Consider the following 13657-nt stretch of genomic DNA (forward strand, 5'->3'; position numbering starts at 1 on the left):
AATGCACGAAGAAACCAACATGCACGGCCTGAGGGCCAAGGGATTAAAAAAAGGTTCGGTATCCAAAATGGCTGCGGTCACGATCGGTTTGGCGGCAACCGCCCCGGCATATTCATTGACAGGCGCATTAGGGTATGGAGCTTCGGAAAGTGGCTATCAATTGCCCATCGTGTTCATCTTGTCGGTCATTCCGATGTTCTTTGTGGCGTTGTCGTATAAGCACCTGACGACCTCCGCGCCGGACTCGGGCACGGTGTTCACATGGGGGACAAAAGCCATCGGCCCGCGTTGTGGATGGTTGGGTGGATGGGCATTATTACTCGCCAGCATACTGGCAGGAGTAGCCGCAACACAAATCATCGTCAATGCCACAGCGATCATTTTGAATCTGCCAACTACGCCCTTATGGCTCCACCTTGGTGTCGCAATTCTTTTCATCCTATCAACCACTTACCTGACAGCGCTCGGCGCTGAAGAATCATCCCGCACCACGATGATTCTCACCGTTACTCAATATGGAGGATTGCTGGCGCTAGCCGCCATCTTGCTGATGCGCGTCATGCAAGGTGAGGCCGTCAGTACGGCGCAACCGTTTTCATTTGAGTGGCTCAATCCTTTTGCAATTGCCTCGTTTGAGGCTTTCCTGAATGGATTTCTGGTGGCGCTGTTCATATTCTGGGGCTTTGACGCATCCCTTGCGATGTCAGAAGAAACCGACGGCAGTCCGGAACAGGCCGGACGCAGCGGCATCCTGGCCATGATCATTACGGTGATCACCTATGTCATGTTTTCGACGGCAGCCCTCGCATACGCTGGCATCGATGTTCACGATGAGTCCAGCTTGACCTTCAAGAATAATGTCGATTCGATCATTACCGTTCTGGCAACAGACATGATTGGCGCTCAGGGCGCACTCGTCGCCGCGATTATCATCGCCATTTCGGCTTTTTCTGCGACGATGTCAACGATCATGCCAGCCGCACGGGCTGCACTGGCAATGGCGACCTATCGGGCCATTCCCCGCAGGTTCTCATCAGTCAGCGCGACAACTAAAACACCTAAATTCGCCACTTGGGCAATCGGACTGATGACGCTTGCCATTTACCTGGCGTTAAGTGCCGTCAGCGAATCCATCATCAAAGATACCATACACAGCGTCAGCATCGCAGTATGCACGTACTACACGATCGCGGCACTGTCCTGCGTATTGTATTTCCACCGGACGGCTTTTAATCATTGGCACACCGCGCTGTCACAGTTCTTTCTACCCTTGATCGCTGCCGTGATTTTGATCGCTGTCAGTATCTTCCAGGCCTGGAACATGATGGACCCAAGCTATGGTTCAAGCGGTTCGATTGCCGGTATCGGTGCCGTATTTCTGATTGGCGTCGTTACCCTGCTACTGGGAATCCCGTTGATGATACTGTGGAATATGCGCGAACCCAGATTCTTCCGCGGCGAAACGCTCCCGCTTGAAAGAGCGCATATGGTGAAGAATGGTCGAAATCACCCAAGCACGCATTCGCATGCTGATCCTGAACATTGATTCAGTTTCCACTTTGTCATGATTTTTCCGACGGCCCCATACTGCTCAGGTAGGTGGAAGAAATTCCGAACTACCGGACTTCTTCCCCGCACTCGCTTCTCCTCCGCGGATAAGCCCTATTTTCGTCGATCTGTAGCGCTTAGCTCAAGTTGAATTCAAGTTGGACGATAAACAAATGCGTACCAGCGGATTGAAAAAATAGGAGAAAGCATGAATGAAGTTTATCTTGGCAGACTACCCATTCTTGACAGCAAACAAAATCTAGTTGCATTCGAACTTTTATTCCGCTCCGATCAGCAAAATACCGTCACGGTCACCAATAATTCCGCAGCTTCCGCGAATGTCATCATCGATACTTACGGACAATTAGGAATAGAAAACGTCATCGGGAAACGGCGCGGCTTCATCAAGGTCGATACACAATTATTGATGAATGATGCCATTTGCATGCTACCGAAAAAGCATGTCGTGCTGGAGATCCTGAGAAATGTCGAAATCAATCATGAGATTATTCACCGCTGCTCATTCCTGAAAAAACAGGGTTATCAATTAGCGCTCTCGAATGTGTCTCAGATCAACAGGCAAAACGCTGCATTACTACCACTGATCAATGTGGTCAAAGTCAATGTCAATCCACTAAGCCAGACCGAGCTCATCAATCTGGTCAAACTGCTGAAACGTTGGCCTGCCCTACTTCTGGCAGAAAAAGTGGAAAGCCTGGAAACCGCCCGGCGCTGCATTGCAATGAATTTTCAGATGCTTCAGGGTTTCTATTTTGCTAAACCCGAGATCATCAGCGGAAAACGCATCGACCCATCCAAGCTTTCGTTGCTGAAGCTGCTGCTTTTGGTGGTCAAAGACAGCGAAGTAACGGACATTGAGAACGAGCTGAAATACCAGCCCGGTTTAAGCTACAACCTGTTGCGCATGGTGAACTCAGCCGCCAGTGGCTTACCCAGCAAAATCAACTCGATCAAGCGCGCGATCATGATCGTGGGCCGTAAGCAACTTCAGCGCTGGGTGCAGATATTACTGTATGCCGCAAAACAGAGGGATGGCGGTTCATCGGACGCACTCATGCAGACCGCTGCGATACGGGGCAAGTTACTTGAATTCATTGCCACGGCTGATCGGCCTCATGATAAGAATCACCAGGACCGTGCATTCATGGTTGGCGTATTGTCGTTACTGGATACATTGCTTGGCGTTGAGATGGAAAAATTAGTGGAAACCCTGAGCATACAAAAAGACATGAGTGAAGCCTTGCTCACCCGGCAGGGTTATCTGGGGCGGCAATTGCAACTCATCGAAGCCTATGAGAAAGGCGAAGTTGAAGTAGTTTCGGCCATGATGAATGAAATGGCTTTTCTTGATTTCAATGAATTCACTCGCATGGAACTCGAAGCAACAGCTTGGGCAAATCGAATCAGTGACGCTGTCAATCAATCCACTCAGCAGTAAACCCATGGGATCGGTTCAAATTCAATCCATTTTTACGCAATCGGAAGAATATGTGAGTATGAAATCCTCATTCTACGAACATCCACTCAGGCATTTTTAATGATACCGTCTTCCAATTCGACGACACGGTCAGCGATATCGAGGATTCGATAGTCATGGGTCACTAATAAAATAGTCGTTTTCGATTCCTTTGCCAGTCGTTTTAAAATACTGACCGCTTCATAGCCGCTCTGCTTGTCAAGCGAAGCGGTCGGTTCATCCGCCAGAATGATTTTAGGATTCCCTACCAATGCCCGGGCAATGGAAACGCGCTGGCGCTCGCCGCCAGACAGTTGCGCTGGTTTATAATCTAGCCGTTGACCCAACCCGACCGCCTTGAGAATCTCGGCAGCGCGATCACTTCGCTGTTGCTCTGTCAGGGTATGCTGCATCTCGAGCGCCATTTTTACATTTTGTAACGCAGTCAGCGACTTGAGTAGATTATGCTGCTGGAATATATAACCAATTTGTTTACGCACTCCTATCCTGCGAGCTTCATTGCTATTGATGAATTCCTCATCAAGCACCTTGACGCTGCCGTGAAAAGCCTGGCGCAACCCTCCGATGATGGTCAGGAACGTCGTTTTGCCGGAACCGGAAGGACCAGTCAGCAACACGATTTCACCCTGCTGGATAGAAATCGTGATGTCCTTCAGCACGGACTGCGTTAATGTTCCACTGCCGAAACTGAAACTCAGGTGATTGACATCAATAACAGGGAACATCAGAACATATCAGCGGGATTGGCGTCTTTCAATTTACGTATGGCCAATACCCCCGCCATAAAACACATCGAAAGAATGCACGCAAAAACAGTCAACACCTTTCCAAGGTTCATCGGCATGGGCATGAACATTTGCGATTCTGCCAGATAGTACAAACCTGAAGAAAGCAGATAACCGGGGATAAATCCCAATATCGTCAGAAAAAAAGCCGAGGCAAATACCACGCGCACGAAATAGCCATGTTCATAACCCATGGCTTTCAAGGTCGCAAATTCATTGCGGTGATTGGTAATGTCAGTAAAAAGAATTTGATAAACGATCACCAAACCCACTATCCATCCCATTAAGATGCCAAAATTAAAAATGAATCCAATCGGCGCGGTATCGGTCCAATATTTTTTCTCGAACTGTTGCAGCTCATCATACGTAAAGACATTGACATATTCGTTAAGTCGGCTTTTGAGCTCGAATTGGGTTTGCAGGACGGATGCGTCGGGATGCAATTTGATGACTCCCATATCGATGCCCTCATGTTTGCGGCGAGGAAAAATGCGCATGAAATTCAAATCGCTGGTAATGACATTCCCATCCGCCGCGAATGATACGCCTAACTGAAACAGGCCGATAATCGAAATTTTATAATCATTGATTTCAGTCATATTCTGCCCTGCTTCGAGATATTGACGAACCGGCCCGAACTCAGGGCGAGAATATTCATCGAACAATACCGTATCCTTCTGACGTAATTCCACTCGCAGGTTTTTCACAGAGGGCAGATTGAATATTGACGAATCCGGATCAAAACCGTAAATCATTAGCGTGCGCTTCGTCCGCTTCTGGATATTTTTGAAAGGCGCCAATCCCAAGTATAGCGGGTGCACATCAGCCACCGATGGATGACCCAGAACGCGCATCAATTCACTGCGATTAAATTGTACGGAACGCCACATGGCTTCGCTTTGCCTGTGCATCAAGAATAGATCGCCATTCAACTTTACCGGCGCTAAAGCGGCACTGGCATGAAGAGAATCCTTGAAACCCAATTGCATGAAAACCAGCACGCAAGCGAACAATACCCCACAAATCGCAGCACTCAGTTTGGTTCGATCGAAGATCAATTGCCGCCAGGCCAATCGCGCCGGAAAATAAAACCAATCTACCCAATTCACGGAATGATTCGAACCTTGACCTGGCGGAAAATTTGGTGCTGCAATTCAGTAACAGCTTCGGATTCGAGCGTCAAACGCACTTCAATGATGCGATTGTCCCGATCCGCTAATGGATCGGTATCGTTTATATCATTTTTTCTCACCAGAAAACCCAATTCTCTAACCTGGGCGTTATAGACTCGCTTAAAGCCGACTGCATGGATATGTGCAGATTGGCCTATTTTGACCCGCAACAAATCCGCTTCGTACACTTCGGCAACCACATCCAATTCAGTCAAATCAGCCATTTCGAGCACACTTTTATCGCCAATGCGCTCTCCTGGTCGCGCGTAAATTTTTAATATCGTGCCATCGATTGGCGCCATGATGTACATATTACTCAATTCTACTTCTTTGACTTTCAATTCGGATTGCGCAAGCGCTATTTCCGCGGATAAGCGCTTGACATTAATTTCTGATTGCTCAAAAGCCAACCGTTTAGCCTCAGCAAGTGAAACACTGGTGGCAGAATCATGTTTCAAAGACTGATAGCGCACATGTTCCTGTTTGTTAAAAACACGGGCAGCGTGTTCACTCTCCCGTTGCGCTTGCAGTACCTTCACCCGAGCTCGGGCAGTTTCAACTTCCGCTTTTTTCTTCTTCTGATCAGACAGAATGGCTAATGTCTGTCCGGCTCTGATTTGATCGGCTTCTTGGAACAGGAGCTGCTCAACACGTGCGCCTTCCGGGCCGGCATTATGGGAAAGTTTGAGGACGCGGGAACGAGGCTCAATTCGTCCTAATGCACCTATTCCTTGTTGAGTGTCGGGTACACGCTCCGTTTCGGCCAGAGCGGAGGAACAAGAAATACTGATGGCAGCAATTGCAAATATAAAATAGCTCGTTTTCAGAAACATGAATCGCTAATTCGTTGACAGACTATTCAGAGGCTCGCAGAGCTTGCACTACGAGATATGTTTATTCAATTCTGTCGAATAATGCATGAAGAAATAATTATCGTCATACTTATCACAACAGAAATTGTAATTTTACCTCGTTTCCACAGCATTCTTGGGCATCATCAATTTTGGAATTTCACCGTTGATCAGAAATTCAGAGCGTAATCCCTGCCTTGACACTGCAACTGCATTTCAGGTAAGTTCCGCACACATCGCTTTAGGTGCTTTCAAATCTTACGAAAGTTAAACGGGAAACTGGTGCGTTTTAAGTAGCTCTTCAAGCAACGCCAGTACTGCCCCCGCAACGGTAATTGAGTTAACCATCTGCAACAGGCCACTGTGTGAAAACATGGGAAGGCGCAGATCAGGATATTTCCGCTCATCAGTCCGGAGACCGGCCTAAAGCACATACTGCGGGATTGCGGAGGGCAATCAATGGCATAGTGATGAGTCCTGAGTACTCATCACTATGCCCATTCGGAAATCCTTCGTCCATCCCTCAATCTCATTGAATACCGCGCGGGTGTGCGCGAAGGAATCTGAACATGCAAAAATACCACCGGGCGGTACTGGTCGTGCTAGGGCTAGGGCTCTATCCAGCCAGCATGATGGCTACAGGCATTGAACAACAAGAAAAACCTGTGATGGTAACGGCGACCCGAACGGCGCAGACTGCCGATTCGTCATTGGCATCAGTAACTGTCATTACCCGCAACGATATTGAACGTCAGCAGGTGCGCTCGATGCAGGATTTGTTGCGCGGCGTAACGGGGATCAACGTCGTCAATCAGGGTGGCCCGGGCAAAGCTACCTTTGTCCAAATGCGTGGCACTGAATCGGATCATGTGCTGGTAATGATCGATAACATCAAAGTAGGCTCGGCCACTTCCGGTACCACCGCATTCGAGAATATTCCCGTTGAACAGATCGAACGCATCGAAATCGTGCGCGGGCCGCGCTCCAGTTTATATGGTTCTGAAGCGATCGGCGGTGTCATCCATATTTTTACGCGCAAAGGCACCGGCACCGGATTGAAACCGACATTTGGATTTGGCGGTGGCAGTTTCGGCACGCTGGAAGGCTCCACCGGCTTGTCGTATGGTGGCAAACAAGGATGGCTCAATATGACAGCGAGCGGTATCGGTACCCAGGGATTCAATGCGTGCACAGGCTCGAGCTCCGCCGGTTGCTTCATTGATGAACTTCAACCTGACCGGGACGGTTATCGCAATGTCGCCGGTTCTGCGCGTGCCGGTTATCGTTTCCAGAATGGATTGGAAATCGATGCGAGCTTCATGCAATCAGCCGGGAAATCGCAATTTGATGGCAGTATCGCCAACAAAACCGTGTTGATGCAACAAGTCATCGGCGGTACCGCACGCTACTCCCCACTCGATTTCTGGCGCGTCAGCTTGATCGGCGGCCGCAGCCGGGAAGATTCAGACAATTTTCTCGATAGAGCGTTCTTCAGTCGATTTAATACTATACGAGACACGATTTCGGTGCTGAATGATTTCACTATCACTTCCAATAACTTATTGACCATTGGCATGGATTATCAAAAAGACCATGTCAACAGCAATGAGGCCTTCACAGTACATTCACGTACCAATTGGGGTGTGTTTGCACAGCATCAGGCAACTTTTGCCAAACATGATATACAACTGTCGCTTCGTCATGACGATAACCAGCAATTTGGCAGCCGGGTTACCGGGGGCGTAGGTTGGAGTTATCCTATTACAGATGCGATTCGGCTCGTTGCCAATTTTGGCAGTGCCTTCAAAGCGCCGACCTTCAATGAATTATATTTTCCAGGTTTTAGCAACCCCAATTTACGCCCGGAAGATTCGAGAAGTTTTGAATTCGGCTCACGAGGGAAGATGACTTGGGGAAATTGGTCGCTCAATATCTACGAAACCCGCGTCGATCATCTGATTGCATTTGATGCCGCGACTTTCCAGCCGGGCAACGTTGATCAAGCACGAATCCGGGGATTTGAAGGCATTCTCAGCACCGAGCTCAAGGGTTGGCAATTCAATGCCAACCTGACGTTGCTGGATCCTGAGAATCGTTCATCCGGCCTGAATCGCGGTAATATATTGCCCCGCCGCGCTCAGCAATCCTTTCGTCTCGACGCCGACCGTCAGTTCGGTCAGTATTACCGGCTGGGCGCCATGCTGCTGGTCGAAGGCGAGCGTTATGACGATCTCGCCAATAGCCGGAAACTGGACAGTTATGTGAAATTTGACTTGCGCGCCGAATATATTTTTAATAAGCACTGGCGGCTTCAAGGACGCATTGAAAATCTATTCAATGAACGCTATGAAACGGCAGCATTCTTCAATCAACCAGGGCGGAACTTTTTCGCGATGGTGCGTTATCAACCTTAACCGGACTTTATTATGTTGATCTTATCTTTTCGCACACAGTTGGTCATTGCATTGCTACTAGCGGTTCTGATGATACTGACGCGTAGTTATCATTTTGCATCATCTCATCAGCTCGCTGACGCAGCGTGGGCGGTTTTCTTCCTGGCAGGGGTTTATTTACGCTCGATATGGCCTTTGCTGGGTTTCTTCGCATTAGGTGGGTGGCTGGATTTTTCCGCTTTCGCTTGGGGAGGAATCGATGATTTTTGCTTCACCCCGGCTTATATCTTCTTACTGCCTGCGTATGCTTCGCTATGGATGGCGGGAAAATGGTTTGCAAAGCAGTATCAATTCAATTGGCGCAGCCTCATACCGCTGACCATCAGCAGCGCAGTCGGGTTAACAGCCTGCGAGCTATTTTCGAATGGCGGATTCTATCTCTTTTCAGGCTATTTCTCGGCAGTGAACGGAAATGAGTTTATTGATCTCGTCATTAAATATTTTCCGTTATACATCGAAACTTTCGGATTCTATGTCGGTTTCGCAGCAGTCATTCATATTTTCTTTACTTATCTTGCGCAAGCTTTGAGCCTGCGTAGCGCAGTCACGAAATGACATGATGACAGAAACCGAACGCGCGCATCGTTACCGCACTCGTATGCAACGGAAAAAAGAAGTCATCGATGCAGCGATTGCTCGCGCCGGCCGGACCCAGGGTTTGCTGTTGGTACATACCGGGAACGGGAAAGGCAAATCAAGTGCAGCTTTCGGTATGATAGCGCGAGCATTGGGTCATGGACTGCGCGTTGGCGTTGCTCAGTTCATCAAGGGTCGTTCAGATACCGGCGAAGAAGCGTTCTTCCGTAGTCAACCTCATGTTGATTGGCACGTCCTCGGCGAAGGATATACCTGGGACACCCAGAACCTTGAGCGCGATACTGCCACAGCACAGCGTGGCTGGGTTATTGCTCAGAACATGTTGCGCGACCCGGCGATTGAATTGGTCGTACTGGACGAATTGACCTATCCTATCAAGTTTGGCTGGCTGGATATGGCCACCGTATTGAATGACCTAAAAAATCGCCCGGCCATGCAGCACGTCATCATTACTGGTCGCGGCGCACCCGACGCGCTTTGCCAGCTTGCGGATACGGTCACCGAAATGACCGACATCAAACACGCATTTCGTTCGGGTATTCAGGCGCAAAAAGGTATTGATCTATGAATTCCAGTACGTTGATGACTTAACCGTTTGAGTTTCCGTAAAAAGGAACTTTTTTCAGAAGAATTAAGAATATCCAAGTCGTGTTAAATATTCTGTCCGTCAATCAAGGTCTGTGAGTCGAGTGTCAAGAGCGATTCAATGCGCTCCGCTTATACGATCTGGAAATCGGCTGCAGTCACGGCAGGAGCTCCTACCAGCGTAGCAAACTGAACTGCTGCACCAGCCGCATTCCCGTTGGCATCGTAAGACAACACTCCAGTGGTTGTATTGTAGAGCAGGTAATCATTGGCATCGACTGCCACCGGATTGGCCTTTGCGATCAGATTACCGGCATTGATGATTCCCGTTGCCGTGAATTTGGTGAAAATAGCGTTTTCAAGCGTAATCGTGTCGTCTGCTGCAACATACCCGGTGATGGTATCGGCATTATTGATTCCGGGCGCCGCGTTGAATAAAAATTTATCCTGACCGGTACCGCCATTTAAACTGTCTTTCCCCAGACCGCCGCTGAGGGTGTCGTTACCGCCATTTCCGACGAGATTATCGACACCCGCAAGACCATTGAGTAAATTGTTGCCATTATTGCCGTTGATGATGTTATTGAATTCATTACCGGTACCTGACAGCGCGGCGGTTCCTGTCAGCGTCAAATTTTCCAATTCTGAATCGAGAACATATGAAATGGATGCGTTGATCAAGTCAACCCCATTAGATAGGAAGCCCGTTTCATCAGCAACATCATTAATATCATTCACGACGTAAATATCGTTGCCTGCGCCTCCTTCCATGTAATCCGCGCCGAGTCCGCCATCCAACGTATCATTTCCTCCGTTGCCGGCTAATTGATCAATACCGACCAATCCCATCAGTACATTGTTGCTATCGTTACCGGTGATATCATCATTGTTAGGCGTACCCGTTCCGTTGATTGGATTATCGCCGATGAGTGCAAGGGTTTCCAGACCAACTTTCATCGTATAAGAAAGAAATGAATTCACCACATCGTAACCTTTCGTATCAGTAATGATATCTCCTGCATTATCGACATAATACACATCATTACCATCGCCGCCGGACATCATGTCAGCACCAATTCCACCATCGAGGATGTCATTTCCCGCGAAGCCGAAAATTGAATCAACCCCTGCTGTTCCTATCAACGCGGAACGAAAGACTCCATTTTGAGTGGTATCGTTGTCATTGAAATTTGTGCCATTAATTATTGCCAATGTCGTCTCCTTTTTTTAAAAATATTTAGAAAAACCCTCAAAATTAGACTATCAGGTATCTTAAGATGAGATTTTCAAATAGAAATGAATTATCCAAGTGATCAATAGACGCGAGAGCATTGCGATGAAATGAGGCGGGAATGTTCAATCCCAGCATGCATCAGTGCAAGGCAATTTGATCGATTTCATGGTTCCTGATGATCTGAACCTGGACGTTGCTTATGCCGTTGCTTATCCGTTACTAAGATACTTAAGTCTTGCAAAACCACTGCGTTCAATCAGGTTGTACATTGAAATTGATGCTTTACTCATACAATTTTTTGTCCAATCTCACCTTACCTGATTGTCGCTTACTCATTTTTACGGAATTTTTTAAGCTACTTAACGAACATAATCCTCAGGATAGGGGATTTTTTCGTTCTCACGATTCAACAAACTAACTTGTCGAGTAAGTTGATCAATATCTGACCATCCAGCCACATCGATGGATGGAATCCAGCGGGCTCGCAAATAGCCGTTCCGATCAATCAAAAATTCCATATGCGATGGAATCGTGCCATTACCCATCAAATCTGGATGATTGAGCGTTCGACGAAATAGCGAATAACTATTAGCTATCTCAACAGCGCCTTGCGTGATGATCGGAAAAGGAATTTCGGAGGCTGCTTGCGCCAATTCCTCAGTCGTCAATTCTTGAGATGGAACAGCTAATACCAGTGCATCAAGATCGTTTAAGCTGGCATGGGCGGATTTCAATTGCTCCAATCGCTCTTTTGATTGAGGCCAGGAAAAGACCGCCAAAAATACTGCTTTTTTGTCCCGAAAATCTTGTAGCGCACCACTGTTCCCATCATGATCAGTATAAGCAAACATCGGCGGCTTGACATGCGCCCTGTTCGGAATGATATCTGGCGTCAGGATTCGGGCTTGATAACCGCGTGATAAGCCATGAAGGTAATTAACCAAATCCCAGCGATCTTCGTCGGATAACATAGCGGCAAAGCCTGGCATATCCGTGTTGATCATCCCGTATGTGATCCAGTGGTAGAAATCGCCGGGCGTATGATCAGTGGTATGGGATTCAGTGAGCAAATCCGGAAGTTTGGTCGATAACGTTCTCGATTTGATACCGTTTCCTTTTCCCTGCGGGCCATGGCATTCCCCACACTGCTGTCCATAGAGCGCTGCACCATTAGCCACTGAGGTGGTATCAAAGGGTATCAAGGGTCTACGGTAAGTCTCCGGATATGCTTGAATCGTCAAGGGTGGCAAGGCGATGGCCAGTCCCGACACCAGTAAAACCGATGAAATTCCAATTGAACGTCTCCATTTCCAGTCAAGCCATTGCCTTAACGTGATAACACCTAGCGCAATGGCTAATACTATCATTCCTGCCCAAATTCTGGCCGCCACATTAGGTTGCTCCCATGTCGCCAATGAAAAGCGGAACGGAAATGGCCAATTATCGATTGGCGCATGCTTTACCGGAGTGGTATGAGTAATCACCGTTGCAAGCAGTATCAAGACCACCGCCAAAAAAAATTCTATGCCCACCCATTTTTGTAGGCCTTTTTTCCCTGACTCTACTATTCGCGACTGTTCTGTATTCCCGAGTAAGGGAAGCCAGTATGATCGAACGCGTGATGCAATAATAAGAATTATGCCCAATAACAATATCTTGGCACTGAGCAACCAACCATACGGAGTTGCAACCAAGGCGGCATAACGATCATCAAAAATCCGATCACTCACGACAACGCCCGTCACGATAATCAGCAGCATGGCAGGTAGTGCAATCGACGAGAAGCGTTCTAGCGTACCCACAGTATGATTGCCTTGATTCTTGCTATTAAAAAAGTGATCAGATAGTAATACTAAAAAAGCAGGTAGCGCACCAAACCATACCCCAGCGAATATCAAATGAAAGGCGTACGGAATTATTGCTGAGGAGGAAAATTCTTCAGTTGCGGCATGACTGACAAAGGCGCTGGCAACCAATGGAAAAGTGGCAATGACAGCGCAAAAAATATACTGCCAGCGTGCCTTGAATCCCATCCTGAGATGAGCAATAACTACCAGCACTAATAAGATTGATGAAGCTGCACGCCAGAGCCAGACTTGACCCGTGCGAGTATCGTTGAGAAAACCCAGCCAGATTTCTTGATGCCAGAAATTATTCGTATGACCAGTAACCTGAATAATGGTTGTCATTAAAATGACAACCAATCCGCATGGAATTGCTAATACTAGCCAGAGAAATAAGCTTTCTAACCGATGGACCCACGCTTCCGTGTAGGTTTGTTTCAGATTTGTGGGAATTGCCAAGAAAATACAACTGCCTAACACGATCAGGTTGGCGCCGAGCTGGAACCAACGTGCAACTGCTGCAATGATATCAATCATCTTTACTGCATTTTATTCTTTACATTAAAATCATAGCTGGATTCAATGACATGACCATCTACAGACATTACTCGGTATTGCACGGTGTAACGACCTGCATCGATTTCAGGCATGCTCAAAACGACCGATTTAGGATCTTCTGCAACAACTTCCGGATTATTCTGAGTAATTGCTTTTTTATCCTTATCCAGCACGATGACTGATGCGTAAGAAGCTTCTATCTTTTCATTGAACCAAAGCTGGATTTGTTTGGGTGGTGAAGAAAGAGAGGCTCTGCGGGGAGGATCGGACTTCACTAACGTTGCATGCGCCATTGCCAGATTAATCGGAAATAATGACGAGAGCACTATGAGTAGCGTGAAATGAATTGTTATTCTTCTGATGAAATACATATATGAAGACTTGGCTTGCACGGTTTACCCCTATCTTAGGTTTATGATAGTTTTATTGCAAAATTTGGATTAACAATCCAAAGTGGAGTTCAAAAAAAACTTATCTAAGCTGCTTGTAACGATGATGAAATGAATTCACTCAAGCAGCGGAAGTTGTGCTT

The 13657-nt window shown here is 47.5% G+C and carries 11 protein-coding genes and 1 riboswitch; of the genes, 5 read left to right on the forward strand and 6 right to left on the reverse strand.

The window, feature by feature from the left end; translation table 11 throughout:
* Position 1 precedes the first annotated feature (1 nt).
* Positions 2 to 1546, forward strand: a complete 1545-nt coding sequence (locus tag ABF87_RS11385; RefSeq protein ID WP_160829244.1) for an APC family permease — start codon at positions 2 to 4, stop codon at positions 1544 to 1546.
* Positions 1547 to 1756: 210 nt separating this feature from the next.
* Entirely contained in the window at positions 1757 to 3007 is a 1251-nt protein-coding gene (locus tag ABF87_RS11390) for an HDOD domain-containing protein (protein WP_160829245.1), read from the forward strand.
* Between the two features lie 86 nt (positions 3008 to 3093).
* Here ABF87_RS11390 and ABF87_RS11395 read toward each other — a convergent pair whose 3' ends face one another.
* Genes ABF87_RS11395 through ABF87_RS11405 form a run of 3 tightly spaced genes read right to left on the reverse strand, consistent with a single transcriptional unit; the run spans position 3094 to position 5836 of the window.
* Positions 3094 to 3771 carry an ATP-binding cassette domain-containing protein gene (locus tag ABF87_RS11395; RefSeq protein ID WP_160829246.1) on the reverse strand — a complete coding sequence of 226 codons (678 nt, stop codon included), beginning with the start codon at positions 3769 to 3771 and terminating at the stop codon, positions 3094 to 3096.
* A complete protein-coding gene (gene devC, locus ABF87_RS11400) occupies positions 3771 to 4940 on the reverse strand; it encodes an ABC transporter permease DevC (RefSeq protein WP_345789910.1) in 1170 nt (389 codons plus the stop codon). The genes ABF87_RS11395 and devC overlap by 1 nt, the downstream gene beginning before the upstream one ends.
* Entirely contained in the window at positions 4937 to 5836 is a 900-nt protein-coding gene (locus tag ABF87_RS11405) for an HlyD family efflux transporter periplasmic adaptor subunit (protein WP_160829247.1), read from the reverse strand. The genes devC and ABF87_RS11405 overlap by 4 nt, the downstream gene beginning before the upstream one ends.
* A 244-nt stretch (positions 5837 to 6080) precedes the next feature.
* Positions 6081 to 6296, forward strand: a riboswitch (cobalamin riboswitch).
* Positions 6297 to 6423: 127 nt separating this feature from the next.
* Between ABF87_RS11405 and btuB the strand changes: the two genes are divergently transcribed.
* From btuB to cobO, 3 genes are read left to right on the forward strand one after another with little or no spacing between them, the layout of a single operon-like run.
* Entirely contained in the window at positions 6424 to 8268 is a 1845-nt protein-coding gene (btuB, locus tag ABF87_RS11410; RefSeq protein ID WP_193568008.1) for a TonB-dependent vitamin B12 receptor, read from the forward strand.
* Between the two features lie 12 nt (positions 8269 to 8280).
* On the forward strand, positions 8281 to 8862 hold the full coding sequence (locus tag ABF87_RS11415; protein ID WP_160829248.1) for a hypothetical protein: 582 nt from the start codon (positions 8281 to 8283) through the stop codon (positions 8860 to 8862).
* Between the two features lie 4 nt (positions 8863 to 8866).
* Complete coding sequence (cobO, locus tag ABF87_RS11420; RefSeq protein ID WP_160829254.1) at positions 8867 to 9472, forward strand: cob(I)yrinic acid a,c-diamide adenosyltransferase; 606 nt, start codon at positions 8867 to 8869, stop codon at positions 9470 to 9472.
* 149 nt (positions 9473 to 9621) lie between these two features.
* On the opposite strand, the gene ABF87_RS11425 is transcribed toward cobO, so the two are convergent.
* The 3 genes from ABF87_RS11425 to ABF87_RS11435 all read right to left on the reverse strand — a co-directional run bounded on the left by ABF87_RS11425 (position 9622) and on the right by ABF87_RS11435 (position 13517).
* Positions 9622 to 10701 carry a calcium-binding protein gene (locus ABF87_RS11425; protein ID WP_160829249.1) on the reverse strand — a complete coding sequence of 360 codons (1080 nt, stop codon included), beginning with the start codon at positions 10699 to 10701 and terminating at the stop codon, positions 9622 to 9624.
* 381 nt (positions 10702 to 11082) lie between these two features.
* Complete coding sequence (locus tag ABF87_RS11430) at positions 11083 to 13104, reverse strand: CopD family protein (RefSeq protein WP_160829250.1); 2022 nt, start codon at positions 13102 to 13104, stop codon at positions 11083 to 11085.
* A 2-nt stretch (positions 13105 to 13106) separates the two neighbouring features.
* Positions 13107 to 13517, reverse strand: coding sequence for a copper resistance CopC family protein (locus ABF87_RS11435; RefSeq protein ID WP_345789911.1), 411 nt, complete (start codon positions 13515 to 13517; stop codon positions 13107 to 13109).
* Positions 13518 to 13657 lie beyond the last annotated feature (140 nt).

This window comes from Nitrosomonas sp. JL21 (assembly GCF_009833095.1).
Lineage (GTDB): Bacteria > Pseudomonadota > Gammaproteobacteria > Burkholderiales > Nitrosomonadaceae > Nitrosomonas.

Coding starts and splice junctions, on each gene's coding strand:
- ABF87_RS11390 (WP_160829245.1), top strand. CDS start 1,757: ATGAATGAAGTTTATCTTGGCAGACTACCCATTCTTGACAGCAAACAA.
- ABF87_RS11385 (WP_160829244.1), top strand. CDS start 2: ATGCACGAAGAAACCAACATGCACGGCCTGAGGGCCAAGGGATTAAAA.
- ABF87_RS11430 (WP_160829250.1), bottom strand. CDS start 13,104: ATGATTGATATCATTGCAGCAGTTGCACGTTGGTTCCAGCTCGGCGCC.
- cobO (WP_160829254.1), top strand. CDS start 8,867: ATGACAGAAACCGAACGCGCGCATCGTTACCGCACTCGTATGCAACGG.
- ABF87_RS11395 (WP_160829246.1), bottom strand. CDS start 3,771: ATGTTCCCTGTTATTGATGTCAATCACCTGAGTTTCAGTTTCGGCAGT.
- ABF87_RS11415 (WP_160829248.1), top strand. CDS start 8,281: ATGTTGATCTTATCTTTTCGCACACAGTTGGTCATTGCATTGCTACTA.
- ABF87_RS11405 (WP_160829247.1), bottom strand. CDS start 5,836: ATGTTTCTGAAAACGAGCTATTTTATATTTGCAATTGCTGCCATCAGT.
- btuB (WP_193568008.1), top strand. CDS start 6,424: ATGCAAAAATACCACCGGGCGGTACTGGTCGTGCTAGGGCTAGGGCTC.